Source organism: Vibrio sp. JCM 18905 (genome assembly GCF_055393305.1).
On sequence record NZ_AP043878.1, the window covers coordinates 1,313,448 to 1,331,767 of the forward strand.

The following is an 18,320-nucleotide window of genomic DNA, read 5'->3' on the forward strand; positions in this document are numbered from 1 at the left end:
ATTATCTGATTTTATCTTTGCGCTGTATGCTCAAATGACAGAAAGAAAAAAGCTCCCGACCGAGGGAGCTTTTTTCTTTCGTGTTCTAACAGTTTGCGACGTTTAAATGGAGTTGCAGTTTGAATCTGTGCTTCGACAGACGTTTCGTTAACTGAGTGCGAGTTTGTTCCAACTTATCCAATGCAATGGTGTCGTCATCGACGTGCAAATCGATGTTAATACGAAGCTCTTGGCCCACTTTAGTGATACCCGCTAACTTCAGCTGGTGGTCAGATGTTTTTTCTATCTCTAGTACATCATTGCCAACGACCTGACATAGCTCTTTGCTTGGTGTCATCATTAGTAGCTCACGTAGTGCACCAACCAACATATCAAAAGGAACTTTCAGAAAGTAGAAGCCCATTAGCACCATCATCATAGGATCGGCATAAACCGCATATTCAGCGAATGGCGTTAGTGATACAACCCAAGCAGCAACAAATCCTACCGTCACCGCTACACTTAATAGCGTATCCATCTGCCACTGTTTTTTCTCTGCTTCAATCAAGCCTGATGAGAAGCGACGGCTGCGTTTAGCCATAAACCACCAAGCGTAACCACAACCGATGACGTTTACGATGCCGAATAGAGTGGCAATAGAAGCATCGACTTCACGGCCTCCGGACATCAATGCTGAAATTGCAGAGTAAAGAGAAAAGCTTACAACCACTAAAATAACAGCCGCTTTTATCGCAATAACGATTGGCTCTAAGACCGCTTTTCCAAATGGGAATACAGATTTTGAGGGCTTGTTAATATAGTAGGAAGCGGCCAGTGACAATAAAGTTAACAGTAAGCTGACCAAAGAGTAAACACCGTCAAAAACGATGACAATTGATCCTACAAGCAAGCCAAGTACCATACCACCAGCAGCGAACCCAGATGCTAAAAGGGCTGAAATGGTTAGAATACGGTTTTCGTTTTTGCTTGTCCTGTCACACATAAAAGATGCCTTTAAATTTTAATACCTTACTATTCTTCTCGCATAAGGTAATTTAGGCAACCACTAAGTGAGCAGGTTCTAATCTAAAAAGTTGCGTTTTTGTTTATGTTCTTATAAAACAATAACTTGCCGCATGATCTTGGTGCCAATAAAATTGGCGCTCACTGATAAAATGTTTAGAAGTCAAATAAATACTCGCTCAATTTATCCGCTAACCATGTCATTGCTGGGTGCTCAGTTTGACCGTTAGGTGAAAACATACAGTAGTCTTCTTGTGTCAATCCGTATGTATGCTTGATAACGGCGAGCTTTTGCTGGCGAAGGTAATGGCGGATTAATGGTTCTGGCAGTACACCCCAAGCGTCTTCTTCTAAGATGGTGTTGAGCATGTAGTCAAAACTCGAAAAGCCAATGTATCGAGTCGAGAAAGGCTGCAGTTCAGGGTTATCTTTCTCATTTAGGTACACCATCAACGCTTGCATCTGACTGCGTAGATCTTCGTCTGAGACTCGGCGCATCTTACTTAGGCGATGTTCTGCACTGCATACTGACATCATACGTATCTTGCCTAGCGGGTTATACACGATACGAGGATCGTCGACGCGCTCATAATCAACACCAAAGGCAAAATCCACTTGGTGGGTACTGACTAAGTTGGCCAAGTCGCCACTGGATGCCAGGATTAAGTTGAAGGTAGTGGAAGGGAAGCGGTTATTCAATGTATGAGAAAGCTCTTGCCAGAGATCATCAGGTAAGGAGTCGTCACGTGCTACCCAAACTTCCGCGTTAAAACCTTCAGAGATTTGAGCACAGGTTTTTCTTATCCGCTGTGCGATGATAAGTAGGTGTTCGCAATCTTTGTAAATGGCTTTCCCAGCTTCAGAGAGGGTGAGCTGGTTGCCAGTTCGGGCAAACAACTCAACGTTGAGATCTTTCTCTAAAGCCTTAATCGACATACTGAGTTTGGTGCGATTACAATCGAGTTGCCTTGCTGCTTCAGAAACAGAACCACACTCAGCGATGGTGCAGAAGGTTTCTACTTGAGTTAAGTTCATGATTTGACACAACCAATAAATGAATTCAAATAATTTGGGTATTATGCAGATGTGCTCCCAAAGCCGTGAAAGATTATCGAAAAAAACGCGAATCCGCCAGATAAGTCTATGGTCTTTTAACGGTTTTGCGGTAATCTATGTGGGTTACAAAAAGTGAACATGGAGGCCACGATGGCACAAGATTGGGACGGCTTAGCAAAAAACTGGGAATCAAATCCAGCAACAGAGCAATTTGCGCAGTCGGTGTTTGAGCAGTTACAACAGCTAACTCAGCTTGATGGCATTAAAGTACTAGATTTTGGATGCGGAACAGGGCAGTTAAGTCAACGATTGTCACCGATGGTTAAAGACATCGTAGCATTAGACGCATCGGAAGCCATGATTGAAGAACTCGATAAAAAAGAGCTTGCCAATGTAGAACCTGTCGTAGATGCATTGTCTCGCGGCTTGGTCGCTCAGCATCCAGCGTTTCGTGGACAGTTTGACCTAGTAGTTGCATCGTCAGTTTTAGCGTTTGTGGAAGACTTAGATGCGTCATTAAAAATCTCGCATTCTTTACTTAACCACGGCGGTTACTTTGTTCATTTTGATTGGATTGCAGAATCTGAACAAGACGGTTTTACCCTTGCGAAGTCTAAACGTGCTTTGAAAGATGCAGGTTTTACTGAGGTTGAATCGCAACACGTTTTTGACATTACATCTGACGGTAAAACGATGTCGGTATTAATGGGGCTTGGTCGCCGTTAAGACTGAATAAAGAACACTACATGATAAAAGCGAGCTACCTAGCTCGCTTTTTTCTTATCGGTTGAGGGTATGTACCCAAGTTAACCTCACTTGTTCTTCAACCTGTCGCTGCGGGTGTACGCAAAGTGGTTCTCTAACAACCAAGTGTTTTGAGGTTATTTTGGGGCGACTATCCTGCGTATCTCCTCCAACACTTCAGGATTGGCTATTGCGCCTAAATTTTCTACACTCCGATTGTTAACGACTTGCTTAACGGCTAACTCAACCAGTTTTCCCGAACGGGTCTTAGGTATATCGCTTATTGCGTAAATTGCACTAGGTACATGCCTTGGAGAACATGCAGATTTTAGCTGTGCTTTGATGGAGGCGATCATCTCGTCGTTGAGCTCTATCCCTTTCATTAATTGGACAAACAGCCATATTTTTTCGTTGCGATCGACTTCTTTTCCTACTGCGATGGAATCTAGAATACCGTCTATACTGTTCACTTGCTGATAGATTTCGGCCGTGCCGATTCTTACGCCACCGGGATTCAACGTGGTATCACTTCGACCATAAAACACGTATCCACCAACGCTGGTTTGTTCAACATCGTCGCCGTGGTGCCAAATATTGTCGAACTTATCCCAATAAGCACGATGGTATCTTTCCCCGGTGTCGTTCCAAAAGCCAGCGGGGAAGTTGGGCAATGAATTGGCACAAACCAACTCACCGCGCTCTCCAATTACGCTATTACCTTGTGGGTTAAAGACTCTGACATCGACCCCTAATCCCGCTGATTGGCACTCTCCTCGATAAACGGGAGAAATAGGGTTGCCTAACACAAAGCAGCCACAAATGTCTGTCCCGCCTGAGATCGATGCGAGGTGGACATCTTCTTTAATGTGCTGATAGACATAATCAAACTGTTCTGGATACAGAACCGAGCCCGTTGAACAAATGGTTTTCAGACTTGGAAATGCATCACTTTTCGGCGGAGAAAAAGAAACTTTTTCCAATGCCTCTAGGTATTTCGCCGAAGTTCCAAACAGCGTCACTTCGGCTTGTTCAGCGAGGTCCCAAAGTACGTTATGAGCGGGATAAACAGGGCTACCATCAAAAATTACTAAACATGCGCCGCTCGCGAGTGAAGAAACGTGCCAGTTCCACATCATCCAGCCGCAGGTCGTGTAATAAAACACTCTGTCGTTAGGTTGGATGTCGCAATGCAGTTGGTGCTCTTTCAAATGGTTAAGCACTGTTCCGCCGACGGAATGAACGATGCATTTCGGTTTGCCTGTCGTGCCTGAAGAATAGAGCACAAATAGCGGATCGTTAAAATTAACACGAGTAAAAGTCAGCGCTTCGGGTGTGTATTGATTCAGGACGTTTTGCCAATCTTGAGTGCAGACGTCGCATTCAAAAATGTGTGGTTTCAGGTAGCTAATTTGGCAAACCTGTTTAAGACCATCAAGATGATCCGCAATGTGCTGGTTTTTCTCAGACATATCGAAAGTTTTGCCATTGAATGTATAGCCATCACAAGTAAACAGGATTTTAGGTTTCACTTGACCAAAGCGCTCCAAAACGCTTTCAACGCCAAAATCAGGTGAGGTAGAAGTCCAGGTTGCCCCTAAACTGGTGGTTGCTAACATGGCTATCACCGTTTGAGGTAAGTGAGGCAAATAGCCAGCGACGACATCACCTTGCTTGATTCCACATTCTTTCAACCATTGCTGGACACTCGAAACTTCTTCACACAATTGTTTCCATGTGTAGGTTTGCTTTTCTTCACGTTCATTTTCAAACCAAATCGCGAGATCATCGGGTTGGTGACAAGCGTAGGTTAGCAAGTTTTCTGCGTAGTTAATTTGTGCGTTTGGAAACCATTTTATGTCTCTATTTTCGACGGGTTGCTGCCAGCGACTTTCTGCTTGCTCCTTTACGGTCTCTCCTTGAGTACCAATGACGTCGCAGAATAACCAGACTTCTTGCCAAAATTTTTCCACATGATCGAGCGACCATTGATGCAGATCGGCGAAGTTTTCAATGGTATTTCCTTGTCGATTAATGTGTTCAATAAACTGTGTGATGTTGGCTTCTTCGATACGACTTTCGCTCGGTTGCCATACTTTGCTGCTCTCGCGCATAGGTCCCTCTATAACAAAGTGGTAACAGATTTTAGTTTGAGAGGAATACACGATAAAGTCAAACAAGCTAGATATTATATCGTGTCATAAAAATCATGCAGTTACGACGTGTTGTAAACAATATGTTACATCGAATCGATACTGAGAAAATCGTGTAGGGATTGGAAGCTCTCAAGACTGAAGATAGGCTTAATGTAAAGGATTTGTTAATGGAGATGTGCCATGACTCAGTATCGTTCTAAACCCGTAAACCAGGAAGGCAGGGTTGAATGGAGCCGTGAAGAAGACGCCATTTGGCGAGATTTGGTAACACGACAAATGGGTGTGATCCAAAACAGAGCTTGTAAGGCTTATTTACACGGTTTAACGCTGCTTGATTTACCTCAAGACCGCGTTCCTCAATTGCCAGAAATTAATCGTGTCTTGATGGAGACAACAGGTTGGCAAGTGGAGCCCGTTCCTGCGCTTATTGACTTCGACCGTTTTTTTAATCTGCTCGGTAATAAGCGCTTTCCAGTCGCCACATTCTTGCGTACCAGAGAAGAGTTCGATTACTTGCAAGAGCCGGATTTCTTCCACGAAATATTTGGTCATTGCGCGATGTTAACCAACCCAGATTTTGCTGCATTTACCGAGCATTATGGTCAACTAGGGCAAGCCGCTACACCAAAACAAAGAGCCTATCTTGCTCGTCTCTACTGGTTTACCGTAGAGTTTGGCTTGGTCAAAGAAGGGGACAAAACCAAAATTTACGGTGGTGGTATTCTCTCATCTCCTGGCGAAACCCTCTACGCATTAGAGAGTGATGTAGCAATTCGCGACCCATTTGAGTTACAAACTGTGCTGAGAACGCCTTATCGTATCGACATCATGCAACCGAAGTATTACGTGATTGATGACTTTTCTCAGCTCTTTAAAATCAGTCAGTTAAATTTATTGAAACAAGCCGATCTAGCGATTGAAGCTGGACTGCTTCCTCCACTTTTTGAACCAAAGGAACCTGCTCATGTTGAATGAACAAAAATGCGAAGCTTGTAGTATCGATGCCATTGCACTAAGCAAAGAAGAACAACAATCTCTGCTGCTGCAATTGTCTGATTGGCAGATCATTGAAAGAGAAGACATACCTCAACTAGAAAAGGTGTATAAATTTAAGAACTTCAAACAAGCATGGGCTTTCAGTAACAAAATCGCGGAACTGGCAGAAGATGAGTTCCACCATCCTTCTATTATGTTGGAGTGGGGTAAGGTCACCGTAACTTGGTGGAGTCACTCGATCAAAGGTCTGCATAAGAACGATTTTATCTGCGCATCAAAATGTGACGCGCTAGCATCGGCAGAGTAGGACATTACCTCATAAAAAAACGCCCGGCTTACGTCGGGCGTTTTGGTTCTAAATGACTTTTACATTACTTTATAGATTGATTCGGAAGACGGATGTCGTGCCAGATACCTCATTGCCAACAGCGATAAAATGACTACCATTACGGGTAAAGTAATTGATGGATTCTGGGCCTAAATCGCCTGCTTTTGGATTGTATGTGTCGTTGGTGCATTCTCCATCTTCCACTTGTGTACACACTGGCTGATTGTAATCACGACGGTTTACGTAATGTAGGAACTGCACTTGTTTCGGATCGGTAATGTCATAAATCATAATACCGCCTTGGCGCTCTAAGCCGATGAACACGTAATGGCGACCGTTAATTTGTGCTACTTCAATCGCCTCTGGCTCAATGCCTTTATCATCACTTCGGTCATCGCCACTGTGATTGTTATCGTTGGTACTGTTGAAGTTTTTACCTTCATTCAGCAGCGCGATGGTCGCGAAATCGTCACCACTATCGAAGACCAACTTGCCGTTTTCATCCCAAATCGAGAATGAACGCGCGCCAAATGCTTGAACATTCTCTTGTGCAGAAAGCGTTTGTTCCGGCTTAATCACTTTTAAACGCGCGAGTTGTTTGTTGTCTTTTAGTGCTTCTGCCAGTGGGTGCTCTGCTGCTACTTTCAGCTTCTTACCGCGCACTTCATCAACATGGCTTAGACAGGTCCCTTGCTCAGATGTGTATTCATCTGTACCAAGGAAATCGTCTTCATCCCACATCAAGCCTGCTTTGTCGCAGTGTTCTTGAGTGGTTTTGAATCCGTACTCACGCCCGTCTCCTTCATTTGCAGATACGATGTAAGTACTCCCATCCACTGAGTAGCTGTCGATGGTGTCAGGCATAAATAAGCCAACCAGTTGTGGGTAGCTTTTCAAGTTTCCAATAATTTTGTCTTTGTTAGATGCATCGAGTTTAGCGTCCGACCAAGACTTCTCACCTAAGCCAACAATTTTTTCTACCGATTTGCTCACTGGATTGACGATTGCCATGGCGTTATTTTCTTGTAGCGCGACATAGATTTTACCGTTATCTGCAAAAGTGAGGTATTCAGGCTCTAGATCTTGAGCGATAGTGGCGTTTGGCCCCGAAATACGCACATTCATTGGGAGCTCTGCTTTTCGTGAACCATCAAACTCATTAAAGCCAATTTGTGTCACTTCTGCTTGAGTAACGCCAAGGTTCAGATCGATCAAAGTGACGCTACCTTCAGGATCGACGCTGTAATCGCTGTTTGGTTCGCCCTCATTAGCGGTTGCGATGTATCGGCCATCTTTCGAGAAGCCCACCATGTCTGGCAATGCGCCTGTTGGGAACGTCGTGACTAATGACAAATCGTCGGAGCGGTACAAACCAACAATACCATTCGCTTGTTTATTACTGTTTTCAATCGCAACCGCGACCAAACCATTGAATACAGCGACACTGTTTGCAGCGCCAATTTCAACGCCAGCTGCTTCGCCAGCGCTGTTGAGATCAATGAATGCGGTTTGCGTTGGTACGCCGTTGTCATCCATAGAAAGTACATCGACACGTTTTGCTTCAGCATTGATCACATAGAGCTTATCCGTACAGGCGTCATAACTGACGATTTCAGCTGCCGATGTGTCGAATGGGGCATCAGCAACGGATGTCCCGATAAACGTTAACCCTTGAATTGAAGTTTCCCCAGCAACGGGCGCAGTGGTAGGTTTGCATTGTGTAGCGAATGAAGCCACGGTATCTTCGGGTTGTGATGAACACGCGATGGCAAGTGATGACAATGCGAGTGCACCGATTGCCTTTAAGGGGGTGATCATGATATCTCCTTATCAATCCGATACGTTGTCAATCAGCATGGGGTTTATGCTTCTGTCCATTTCCGCAATTGGAATGATGGAACGCTGAATGACGTGTGATTTGGTAAGGCTCTGAATATATGTATGATTGATGACTCTTATATTGGCTTTTTATGAAACTAATGTGTCATCAAAATGATGAAGTAGGGATAGAGGAATAATGGAATTAAAATCGTTTTTAGATTTGTTGGCAGCTTCACCAGAGCAGGTCGAATTTGAAGCAACGATGGCGGTGATCGAAGAAAACTATACGTTTGAGCAAACCGCTTTTGTTAATGGTGAGACGCAAAACAACGCGGGTGAGAACAACGGTTCGTGTAAGATCTTCGCTTTCGGCTTGCTAAATAACCTAGACAAAGAAGCGACGCTAGCCTGCTTTGGCCGTTTTTATCGTGAAGATGTATTGCAGCATCCAGAGAATAGCGATCACCAGAATATTCGTAATTTTATGGTAACAGGGTGGGATGGTATTAAGTTTGAAGCACCCGCTTTAACCGCTAAATAAACACCAGTCAGAAAACGCAGAACAGTAAGCCAGTCGTATTATGCGACTGGCTTTTTTTCTAGACATTTTCGGCACAAACACAACTGGTTGGCGCTTGGCTTGGGTAAATCACGGGTTTCAATAGTAAAGCACCAACAGGTTTCTTTGCCTGCGGCGATATCACAATGGGCTTGAGTCCCGCACTCAGGACAATTGTGCGTTGAATCTTTCCCTGCGATTTGTTCGATAATCGTATCTCGTTGGAGATCGGTTTTGTCTTTCCATTGGATGATTTCATCCATCGTTCGGTGACAACCAGAGCATATTCCGGCGTTATTTTTACATGCAGCTCGACAAGGTGACTTCATTGCTTTCTCGTTCTCATTTTTTATGCCGCGTACTCTAGCACAAAGCGAGTCAAAGCCGCCAAAATAAACGTGAGTGCGATTTGCTGGTGAGGAGAGGACGGCAGTGATATTCTTGGACGAGTTACCTCAAATCTTTGTCACTTATGTTAGAAAAAGAAAACCTCATTAAACTCGCTAGAATGCAAATGCCATTTGGGAAATATGCAGGGCGAGTGTTAATCGACCTACCTGAAGAATACTTACTGTGGTTCGATAAAAAGGGCTGGCCAAGCGGCGAACTAGGGGATTTGCTCAAGCTGTGTTTAGCGCTCAAAATTGAAGGCTTAGATAGTGTCGTGAAGCCTTTGAAGCGTATGTAACTAGCCACAGAAACTCCCACTTTTAATGAAAAGACTTATTATGAATTTTGATATCGATGCACTGAAACACCACCAATTGGTCGAAGATGGTAAATTAAAGGGATGTTACATTCATCAGCCAGCTCAAGGTAGCCAGCAAGATGACAAAGCTGTTTTGGCAGAGCGCCAAGCGTTGGAAAAAATGGGGTATAAGGTAATACAGGTTAAAGCTAAAGGCGGGACAACAACGTTTGCCGAGGCGATGCAAAAGCTTGCGAAGGAAACTGGTCACCTGCCTAAGGAGTAAGTGAGTGTAACCTGCCACAGCTTCCCTAGTTATTCCACGATACCATGTGTTTTCATCAAAAGAGCCAGACCGTTAGGCTGACTCTTTTTTGCTCCAAACCCGTTGAGAGCTTAAACATTTATCGTATCAATAAAGTCCGTCAGTAGAGAAACCAGTTAGTTGCATAAATAACGAGAAGGACTAGAAGACCTAGAAGGAATGGGAAGGTTAGCATCATTGCGAACTTTTTCTTGAAGCTTGGTTTATCGAATACCACGCCTTCGGCTTCCCTTACTCTTCGCTCTTCATCAAAATGCCATTTAATAGCTAAGTAAGCTCCAATACCTAATACAATAAGCTTAAAAGCTCCAGCAAAGTACGGAAAGAAGTTAGCCCAACTGTCGTTCATTATCCATCTCTCTCAAATTAAATATGGGCTTTACGGTAGCAGAATCCAAGGCTCATGTTTAGTGCGCTCCCAATGTCAGGCGCCTTAGCTAGCACAAGCCTACAGCTCGAGCTAGCTGTCCAAAACTCTCTTTGCAATATCCTTGGTTATTAATGATTTAATAGAAAAGGACTCGAACATTTATATCCAGAGGCGTGTCGGTATGGTTTGTAACGTCTTTGCCCCATTCCAATTTAGCTCGTTTGAGCGTCTCTTTGCCTAATAGTTCCTATTTATAATGATCTTGCGTGGTTCAAGGCCCATTTCATCCAATGTTACCGTTGCCAGCCCATCAACATGTGCAGTATGGGGTCTGAGTTTTGAGTGGATACAATCTTCTCGGATTAGCCACTATATCGTTCACGATTATCAACAGCCAAGGTCAGGTCACGCGTTTGTCTCACAGCCTAAAATTGCAATTGAGAACCGCGGTCACAGTAAAGAATTTGTTTTGTATCATCTTGGGTTTGCCATCATGCCAAGATTTATGATGGAGAAAGAGTTAGCTCGAGGAGATTAAGTTCGCATCCTATTTGATGTACACGACTTGGAGAACCCGACTTATGCGGTGTACTAATAGAAAGCTTCGATGCCGTTTCGAGTTGAGTTCTTGAAGAAAAAGGCCGGTGCGTTTGAATAGCATCGAACGCCACCTATTAAACTCAGTATTCCCAAAGCAAAGCCCACCGACAAGTGGGCTTTGTTCTCTTTCAATAACGAAAATAATAACTAGTAGCTCGCTTGAATGCTGACACCGCTATAGTTTGAGTAACCTTGAATCATGACGTGATAACGTCCACTTTGTGTCGCGCTGACCGTACAAGTTTCATTGTTACCGTATTTGAAAGGTCGGCAGTCCCATGCGTTCAGTGCTGGTTTTGCACCAAAACGGAGATACAGGTCTGCATCACCACTGCCACCATACATTTGTACGGTTAAGCGCTGCCCAGCTTCGACATCAACATAGTAATACGCTACTTGACCCGTTGAACCACTTAAACCACTTACTGGCACGCCCGAGGTTAATTTGCCTTCTGGGTCCGGTGTTGGATCTGGGCCACCGCAGTCTTGGCCACAATCTGCATCCGTTAAGCTATAAAGTAGCTTGTTCACGCTGCCTCTTGTGTCCGTCACCTTTCCGCTAGTTGCGCGACTAACGATCAAGGCCTCTACTTGGCTTGGAGATAACGAACTGTTTTCTTGAAGATACAGTGCTGCTACACCCGCTACATGTGGCGTCGCCATCGATGTACCACTAATGGTTTTGTAACCACCGTCATACCACGCAGATTTGATTTGTGAGCCTGGCGCAAACACATCCACACAACTGCCCCAGTTTGAAAAACTCGAACGTGCATCCGTGCTGGTGGTCGAGCCGACAGTTACACCAGTAGCAACGCGCGCTGGAGAGTAGTTACACGCATCGGCATTGGAGTTACCTGCTGCAAGCATAAAGCTGACACCTGACTGAACCGCACTTTGCACCGCGCTATCGAGAGCTACAGATTGACCGCCACCTAAACTCATATTGGCAACTGAAGGTCCGGAAGCGTTCGCAGCCACCCAATCCACACCGGCGATAACACCAGACGTAGACCCCGATCCGCTACAGCTCAATACTCTCACGCCGACAAGGTTGACGTTTTTCGCAACACCATACAAGCTGCCGCCAATGGTGCCCGCCACGTGTGTGCCGTGTCCATTACAGTCACTTGCATCTGCATCGTTATCGACAAAGTCATACCCTGAGACCGAGCGCCCACCAAACTCAACGTGTGCATTGCTCACACCAGTATCGATAACATAAGCCGTTACACCAGTTCCATCAAAGTTGGCACTGTAGTTGTTATCGAGTGGCAAGTTACGTTGGTCGATTCGGTCTAATCCCCAAATGGCATTGGTCTGATTTGCGTCTGCCGAGACTATTGGGTCAAGTGATAGGATTCTGTCTTGCTCAATGTAGTCCACACGAGGATCAGAACGCAGATCTTTCAGTTGCTCAGGACTCAAGTTAGCGACAAATCCACTTATCGAGTGGTCAAAAACCGACTCCACTTGTATCGAATACAAACCAGACATGCGGTCTACAGACTGTTGCGTGAATTGCTCGAATTCTGTTGAGTTGCTCGCCATCATTTGCGGTTGTTGAAATACCACTATGTAGCGATCTGCAATGGCGATGTCGTCCGGTGCAAGCATCAAAGTGGCAGGCAATGTGTCGGGAGCTTGTTGTAACTCTGCACTGTCCGCAATCTCATTGGGTTGCGAAAAAGCGAGAGAAGAATGAAAACAGAGCGCGGAGGTGATACAACAACTTAGTAGTTTCTTTAACATAAAATGTTCCTTGAAATCATAGTCTTGTTGATTTTACCTAGTACCAAACTGTCAACACGAAAACACAGACAATCAGCGTAGTACGCTCAATACGTGCTGCAGTGACGTTACACAAATCAAACTAGACAATGAGTAACCATATGCATAATTGATAATAATTCGCATACTCAGAAACATGATCAATAACTAAGCTTTATTGAAATTGAAATGCAAAGATTCATTTAGATTTAGAGCAAAATCCCTAAAATAGAATAATTCTACACACCTAGCTTATTGCCTGTTATATGCACTATTCTTACCGATAATTTACGCAATAAAAACCTAACTATCCTTTCATTGGTCATGACTCAAATTGGTTGATAGATGTTAATATAGCCACCTGGTTTCTGATGTTTTTTAACTCATGGCTACTATCTAAGTTCAATGTCGTTTCTGTAATAAAACAGAGCCCGTCCGTGAACATGGAAAAGGGCATTCTGGCTTTCCTCGTTTCAGGTGTATCGAATGTCGAAAGGGCTTTCAACTCGATTAAGTTTACGAAGCCCGCAAGCCAGATGTAAAAGAAAAAATTGTCGATATGTCAATGAATAGCTCTGGAGTTAGGGAAACAGCACAAGTGTTGAATGTCGCATACAACACGGTATTGAGCACTTTAAAAAATCTCGCCAAGGTAAGTAACCTCAATACCTTTCGATAGAGCAAATATCAGACTAATTTGTAAACTTGAAAGGCTAGCTGCATTGGTTGAGGAATATGAGGAAAACACTTCCCCATTTAAGAACTGCAACACACCTTTGTCGAGTAGACGACACCTGTTACCAAGTGTCGCCCCTCTAAGAACCCAGCGTGCAACTTTCACCGCACTAGGCTCAAGCCTTCACGAAGGCACCAGTTGGTACCCAGCAACTTATAAAGCAGCGAGAGTAGGCTCACGCCAAGAGTTACGACATAACTTCTTTGATTTTCTCTTTGCCAAGTATTCTTGGTATTGAGGATCAAAAGGCGTTACAGCACTCCTGATTTTCACATGCCTCTCAATCGGCACCTTAGCTATTTGAAACAGATTGAACTGACAATCCATATCCATGATCTTCTGCCAACCGTGAAACTGCCATTGACCTTGACGGTTGATGAAGTATTTAAGGGCAATCCAAGTTCTAGACTTAGTCGGATGACGCCTTTTAGCCCAGTGCCATAACGCATGGAATAGCTTGTGACCTACATATCCGAATACCTGTTTAGCAACGCAGTGTCGATAGTAATTCGACCAACCCCTGAGTTTCGGATTTATCAACTTGATTAGATCGTTAACAGGGATGATTGCGTGCTTCTTGATGAGTTCGCGCAAGTTACTCAAGAGCATCAATGTGTTGGATTTGCTCGGTTTAATGAGCAGTTTTCCTTTGTACTTCCGATGATTAAAACCTAGGAAGTCAAAACCACGGCTGATGTGGGTAATGTGCGTTTTCTCTTCGGAGAGTGTTAAGCCTCTTTCTGCTAAGAAATCAGCAATCAACGGTTTGATATCGTTCTCCAGCACTTCCTTTGAAGCACAGGTGACGACGAAATCGTCGGCGTATCCAATAAAGTTGGCTCTCGCACCCTTTTTTAGTGCGGTAGACTTTATGCGCTGTTCAAGCCCTGCAAGTGTCATTAACATCAAGGTCGGAGATATGACCCCGCCTTGTGGTGTTCCCTCGTCAGTGCGATAGAACAGTCCTTTGTCCATAAAACCAGACTTTAACCATTGTTCCAACATGCGTTTATCTACGGCAATGTTATTCATAAGCCATTGATGTCCGATTTTATCGAAACAGGCTTTGATGTCTCCCTCAAGCACCCATTGCGCGGATCTCTTTTGACTTAAACAGATGAAACACTGAGCAATTGCATCAGCAGTACTTCTATTGGGTCGAAAACCGTAGCTATTGGGATCGGCAAGTGTTTCTGATACTGGCTCCAGTGCAAGAAGATGAAGCGCTTGCTGTGCTCTATCAACCATGCACGGGATACCCAGCGGCCTGAGTTTACCGTTTTTCTTGGGGATGTAGATACGCTTGAGTGGTTTGGCTTGATAAGCTTTCCTGCTCAATTGATTGACTGCTTTCATGCGGCGCGTATCCGTATTCCAGATAGCGCCGTCTATTCCAGGCGTTTTACTGCCTTTATTTTGTGATACTCGCTTAACAGCAAGAAGTTTTGCTGAACGCGAGTGAGTCAATATCCACTGCAATGCTTTCGCTTTGCCGTGTTTACCTTCTCGTGTTGCCTTTGCAATACGCATCTGAAGCTTTAAAACATGGGATTCAACGGCTTTCCAATTGATGGATTGCCATTGAGCACTGTCAGGAGAGGCACTAATCTCTTTTGAAATCATCATTTGCGTTTCTCCTTGAATAAAGTTCTTCAAATTATCTTGCAATGGAAGACCAGTCGGAAGTCAGCCCACTTTCGTGATCAGATATGAATCTGTATCTGCATCGTTACAATGCAGCCTTCGCTTTTTCCAACATCCTCTACCTGCATCACTATCGGCCACAGAGGCTTTCCCAGAGGGAGTAATACAGGCTTACCGTGTTCCGTATGTTACGCAATGTCAGGGTAGATGCTCGCTATGGTGCGGAGAGTTCAATGATCACGAAAGAGCATGGGGCAATCTCTTTCCGACTCTCTTGCCTTTTGGCTACAGCGTATTAACCACTTCCGCTGTTTCAACGTATAACGCACCTTATGCGAATTCACGTATGTTCATCATGCTGACTACCTAGCACTCACCCAATTTTGTGGTTATCAGGAGGATCGTCCTCTCACGATTTAGATCCCGACTGGTACATGACCAGTCTTCGTTACATTGTCAGACTCGCTACTTTATTCAGAGTCCTAGGTTCATCTGGTGATACAGATGGTTCACACATTAAGCGGTGAACAGCGCTTCATACGACTTCACGTCGCACGCCCCAAGACGTGTTTAGAGCGCATGAAACCAACATGAGATTTATTTGTGCAGCAAGCTGCTGCACAATTAGGAAATCGCCTGCTTCATCGAATGTCCAACAGGCTGTTGGACAAACTCCAACCCCAATTTTGCAACAGCCTGTTGCAAAAATCACTATGAAGCACTTCTGCCCCTAAATGTGTTTAGAACACAGTAAAACTTCATAAAAATAATATGGTCAACAGGCTGTTGACTAAATTCCGCTGCCCAATATCGTTTGAGACAATGTAGACTGAACCCTTTTTAAAGGTGTTAAATAGGAAGTTTGCTTCATGCGCAAATCAGATAAGAAGGTCGAGAATCTAATTAGAGACGTGTTGACCGAAGTTTGTGAAGATACGTTAAAAGGCTACGATGGTTTTCTTTGGGTGACTCATACGGTCAAATTCCCTTCTTTTCCACAAAGCTTAGAAATAGTCTGCGTATTCGAAACGAATCAAGATAGAGAAAATTTTTTAGTGGGCGAAGGTCCCCAGCATGTCTCAACAGCTATCCAAAAGGCGTTTAATAAGGTTGGGGTGCAACTAAAGAACGTAGGTAAGCAAATCAGTTACGATACACAGCAAAAGCGTTAGTGCAGCCATCAATGAACGTTAATTAGGGTTGTAGTGAGCATCTAAGGCTTTATTTTCCAAGTTTTGATATAAAGCCTGAAGGCTAAACCTACGTTCTTAGTTAGGAGACTAATGCATACCCACTTAAGTCCAGGGCTTGCCTGAGCTTCCTTTGACAAACTCACCTTTGTCCCATTATCAGTTTCGTCAAAAATGTTGCGTTCATGGGCTAGCTGAATTTGCCCAACTACAGATTACGTGATGCCAACAAATCATTTGGCCTTAGTCATCATCAATAGCAACAACCCACTCTAAGGAAGAATGCGTCTATTATATACGACACAGTCTAATTTTAGTTTGATCCGAGAAGAAGTTGATTCGCGCAGCAAAGAATTCTAAAGCTGTGATTTCTTGGCTAACTGTCCAGTCAGATTGATGCGGATATCTTGGTTATAATTGGAATAGTTGGGCTGACCAACCTATTTCTATAGGCCTACTATAATAGCGAAGTTTTCGTTAGCGATATTGTTGAGTATAGCGATTCAACAAAGCCATTCAAAGGCGAGCTTGACGATTTCTTCGATCAATAAGCTATTGGGGGTTGTAATGTATGACACCGTAAATGTCAGTGGCTGTGGTGTCCAATTCGTCTCGATGATTTGTAGTCGCCCCTCTTTAAGCTGCTCTTTGATCACTTCTTTAGGAAGGGTTGCGACCCCGACGCCACTCTCTGCCAGCCTTACACTCGCAGATAATGAGCTTGCCGAATAGAAGCGGACGGGATGGACTTTTTGGGCTGTGAAGTGACGGTCTATTTCGTGGAACGGGACTGTATTTCTGGCGTAGGTGATAATTGGCCAGCGGGTAAAGGTATGTGTTTCTGCCGGTTCATTTAAACCAAGTGAGGGGCTCGCAACCCAATAGAGAGGATACTCACATATTACTTTATTGATCACTGACGGCTCAGATATGGGACCAAGGAGAATGGCGATATCAATATTATGCGCCATCAGTTCTTTTCTTAAGTTCACTGTTGCATCAACAATCAACTCAATTTCAACATCAGGGTATTTTTCATTAAGACTTGTCAGAAATTCAGGTAGCCAAGTGTGTACCAGTGTTTCTGATACACCAATGCGGAGTAATCCAGAGAGGGCGCTGGCTGCGTCGGCTTTATAACAAAGTTGCGTTGTACTATTGAGGATATTTTCCGCCAAAGGGAGTAACTCTCGTCCCTTTGCCGTCAATGTGACGCCGCCTTTTTCTCGATTAAACAGCGTTGTATTAAGCGTGTGCTCTAGGTTGGTAATACGGGTTGAAATGGCGGGCTGGGTTGTACATAAATGCTCAGCAGCTTGGCGAAAGCTACCTAAGTTGGCAATCCAGACAAAAGTTTCAAGCTGCTTTAAGTTTAACATCCCAGACACTTCTCTTATTTCTTTAAGGTATCAGCAGTCATGAATTTATGACTGCATAAATTATTTTTATCAATATACGCAAAAAATCACAAATAGACATTATCTAAATAAGCAGTATTGTTATTTGGCGTTAACATAGTAATTACCAATGGATGACATTATGACAGCATCAGTATCACAACTTCCTCTTCCTGCATTACGTCAACGTATTCGTGAAAATGCATTTACCGATTCGACCAGTGGTTTAGCAAAGGGGTATATGCAAGCCAACCTTGTGATATTGCCGGCTGAGTGGGCGAATGATTTTTTGCTATTTTGCCAGCGTAACCCAGTTGCTTGTCCATTGATAGGAATGACCGAACCCGGCGCTAAAAATTTGGCTGAGATTGGCCTCGATATCGATATTAGTAGTGATGTGCCTGAATACCATGTGTTCTACGATGGTCAGTTTGAGCTTGCGACACCGGATTTAACTCAGCATTGGCGTGATGATTTGGTCACTTTCGTTTTGGGCTGCTCGTTCTCTTTTGAAGAAGCGATGCTTCAGGCTGGCCTGAATGTTCGTAACATTGACCAGCAATGTAATGTCTCTATGTACGATACTAATATTGCCTGTCAGCCCGCAGGGCGATTTCATGGAAACATGGTGGTCTCGATGCGCCCGTTCACACCTGCTGATGCTATTCGTGCAATACAGGTGACCACTCGTTTCCCTAAAGCCCACGGTGCCCCGGTTCACTTTGGTACGCCAGATGCTATAGGCATTGAAGACATTAATATTCCAAATTATGGTGACCCGGTAACGATAAACTCGCATGAAGTCCCCGTATTTTGGGCTTGTGGTGTTACTCCGCAAAACGTAATGCGTAACAGTAAGCCACCTCTGTGTATTACTCATGCTCCAGGCAAGATGTTGATCACCGATCGGTTAAATAACGAATTTGCATTCCTGTAAGGCG

The 18,320-nt window shown here is 44.1% G+C and carries 17 protein-coding genes and 1 pseudogene; 9 read left to right on the plus strand and 9 right to left on the minus strand.

Annotated features, from left to right (window positions below):
• Positions 1-85: 85 nt before the first annotated feature.
• Positions 86-982, minus strand: coding sequence for a cation diffusion facilitator family transporter (locus tag ACZ5ZC_RS05795; protein ID WP_005391129.1), 897 nt, complete (start codon positions 980-982; stop codon positions 86-88).
• 176 nt (positions 983-1,158) lie between these two features.
• Positions 1,159-2,037 (minus strand): LysR family transcriptional regulator, encoded by an 879-nt coding sequence (locus ACZ5ZC_RS05800; RefSeq protein ID WP_054867567.1) that lies wholly within the window; start codon positions 2,035-2,037, stop codon positions 1,159-1,161.
• A gap of 171 nt (positions 2,038-2,208) precedes the next feature.
• On the opposite strand from ACZ5ZC_RS05800, the gene ACZ5ZC_RS05805 reads away from it, so the two are divergent.
• The gene (locus tag ACZ5ZC_RS05805) at positions 2,209-2,784 is read left to right on the plus strand and encodes a class I SAM-dependent DNA methyltransferase (RefSeq protein ID WP_006742039.1); all 576 of its coding nucleotides are present in this window, start codon (positions 2,209-2,211) and stop codon (positions 2,782-2,784) included.
• Between the two features lie 155 nt (positions 2,785-2,939).
• On the opposite strand, the gene ACZ5ZC_RS05810 is transcribed toward ACZ5ZC_RS05805, so the two are convergent.
• The gene (locus ACZ5ZC_RS05810; RefSeq protein WP_464931484.1) at positions 2,940-4,913 is read right to left on the minus strand and encodes an acetoacetate--CoA ligase; all 1,974 of its coding nucleotides are present in this window, start codon (positions 4,911-4,913) and stop codon (positions 2,940-2,942) included.
• 222 nt (positions 4,914-5,135) lie between these two features.
• Here ACZ5ZC_RS05810 and phhA point away from each other — a divergent pair, with 222 nt between their 5' ends.
• Both phhA and ACZ5ZC_RS05820 read left to right on the plus strand, forming a co-directional pair.
• Positions 5,136-5,930 carry a phenylalanine 4-monooxygenase gene (gene phhA / locus ACZ5ZC_RS05815; RefSeq protein WP_005391119.1) on the plus strand — a complete coding sequence of 265 codons (795 nt, stop codon included), beginning with the start codon at positions 5,136-5,138 and terminating at the stop codon, positions 5,928-5,930.
• Positions 5,920-6,258: a 4a-hydroxytetrahydrobiopterin dehydratase gene (locus tag ACZ5ZC_RS05820; RefSeq protein ID WP_054867569.1), complete on the plus strand. Its 339-nt coding sequence runs from the start codon at positions 5,920-5,922 to the stop codon at positions 6,256-6,258. The genes phhA and ACZ5ZC_RS05820 overlap by 11 nt, the downstream gene beginning before the upstream one ends.
• A gap of 69 nt (positions 6,259-6,327) precedes the next feature.
• Here ACZ5ZC_RS05820 and ACZ5ZC_RS05825 read toward each other — a convergent pair whose 3' ends face one another.
• Complete coding sequence (locus ACZ5ZC_RS05825) at positions 6,328-8,097, minus strand: choice-of-anchor I family protein (RefSeq protein WP_464931485.1); 1,770 nt, start codon at positions 8,095-8,097, stop codon at positions 6,328-6,330.
• Between the two features lie 199 nt (positions 8,098-8,296).
• On the opposite strand from ACZ5ZC_RS05825, the gene ACZ5ZC_RS05830 reads away from it, so the two are divergent.
• A complete protein-coding gene (locus tag ACZ5ZC_RS05830; RefSeq protein ID WP_054867570.1) occupies positions 8,297-8,641 on the plus strand; it encodes a HopJ type III effector protein in 345 nt (114 codons plus the stop codon).
• A 38-nt stretch (positions 8,642-8,679) separates the two neighbouring features.
• Here the strand turns inward: ACZ5ZC_RS05830 and ACZ5ZC_RS05835 are convergent, their stop codons facing one another.
• Positions 8,680-8,988 (minus strand): cysteine-rich CWC family protein, encoded by a 309-nt coding sequence (locus ACZ5ZC_RS05835; RefSeq protein ID WP_080955956.1) that lies wholly within the window; start codon positions 8,986-8,988, stop codon positions 8,680-8,682.
• A gap of 143 nt (positions 8,989-9,131) precedes the next feature.
• On the opposite strand from ACZ5ZC_RS05835, the gene ACZ5ZC_RS05840 reads away from it, so the two are divergent.
• Together ACZ5ZC_RS05840 and ACZ5ZC_RS05845 are read left to right on the plus strand one after the other, a co-directional pair.
• The gene (locus ACZ5ZC_RS05840; protein WP_005375557.1) at positions 9,132-9,347 is read left to right on the plus strand and encodes a DUF3820 family protein; all 216 of its coding nucleotides are present in this window, start codon (positions 9,132-9,134) and stop codon (positions 9,345-9,347) included.
• A gap of 40 nt (positions 9,348-9,387) precedes the next feature.
• Complete coding sequence (locus tag ACZ5ZC_RS05845; protein WP_464931486.1) at positions 9,388-9,633, plus strand: hypothetical protein; 246 nt, start codon at positions 9,388-9,390, stop codon at positions 9,631-9,633.
• A gap of 139 nt (positions 9,634-9,772) precedes the next feature.
• Here the strand turns inward: ACZ5ZC_RS05845 and ACZ5ZC_RS05850 are convergent, their stop codons facing one another.
• Both ACZ5ZC_RS05850 and ACZ5ZC_RS05855 read right to left on the minus strand, forming a co-directional pair.
• The gene (locus tag ACZ5ZC_RS05850) at positions 9,773-10,021 is read right to left on the minus strand and encodes a hypothetical protein (protein WP_046873682.1); all 249 of its coding nucleotides are present in this window, start codon (positions 10,019-10,021) and stop codon (positions 9,773-9,775) included.
• A gap of 768 nt (positions 10,022-10,789) precedes the next feature.
• Complete coding sequence (locus ACZ5ZC_RS05855; RefSeq protein ID WP_253657966.1) at positions 10,790-12,394, minus strand: S8 family peptidase; 1,605 nt, start codon at positions 12,392-12,394, stop codon at positions 10,790-10,792.
• A gap of 421 nt (positions 12,395-12,815) precedes the next feature.
• On the opposite strand from ACZ5ZC_RS05855, the pseudogene ACZ5ZC_RS05860 reads away from it, so the two are divergent.
• Positions 12,816-13,122 (plus strand): annotated as a pseudogene (locus ACZ5ZC_RS05860) (IS1-like element transposase); the annotation flags it as partial.
• Between the two features lie 179 nt (positions 13,123-13,301).
• Here ACZ5ZC_RS05860 and ltrA read toward each other — a convergent pair.
• Positions 13,302-14,774, minus strand: a complete 1,473-nt coding sequence (ltrA, locus tag ACZ5ZC_RS05865) for a group II intron reverse transcriptase/maturase (protein ID WP_464931487.1) — start codon at positions 14,772-14,774, stop codon at positions 13,302-13,304.
• A gap of 887 nt (positions 14,775-15,661) precedes the next feature.
• Here ltrA and ACZ5ZC_RS05870 point away from each other — a divergent pair.
• Positions 15,662-15,964 (plus strand): Fis family transcriptional regulator, encoded by a 303-nt coding sequence (locus ACZ5ZC_RS05870; protein WP_182035738.1) that lies wholly within the window; start codon positions 15,662-15,664, stop codon positions 15,962-15,964.
• 521 nt (positions 15,965-16,485) lie between these two features.
• On the opposite strand, the gene ACZ5ZC_RS05875 is transcribed toward ACZ5ZC_RS05870, so the two are convergent.
• Complete coding sequence (locus ACZ5ZC_RS05875; protein ID WP_182035858.1) at positions 16,486-17,361, minus strand: LysR family transcriptional regulator; 876 nt, start codon at positions 17,359-17,361, stop codon at positions 16,486-16,488.
• Between the two features lie 160 nt (positions 17,362-17,521).
• Between ACZ5ZC_RS05875 and ACZ5ZC_RS05880 the strand changes: the two genes are divergently transcribed.
• Complete coding sequence (locus ACZ5ZC_RS05880) at positions 17,522-18,316, plus strand: putative hydro-lyase (protein ID WP_374987241.1); 795 nt, start codon at positions 17,522-17,524, stop codon at positions 18,314-18,316.
• Positions 18,317-18,320: the final 4 nt, after the last annotated feature.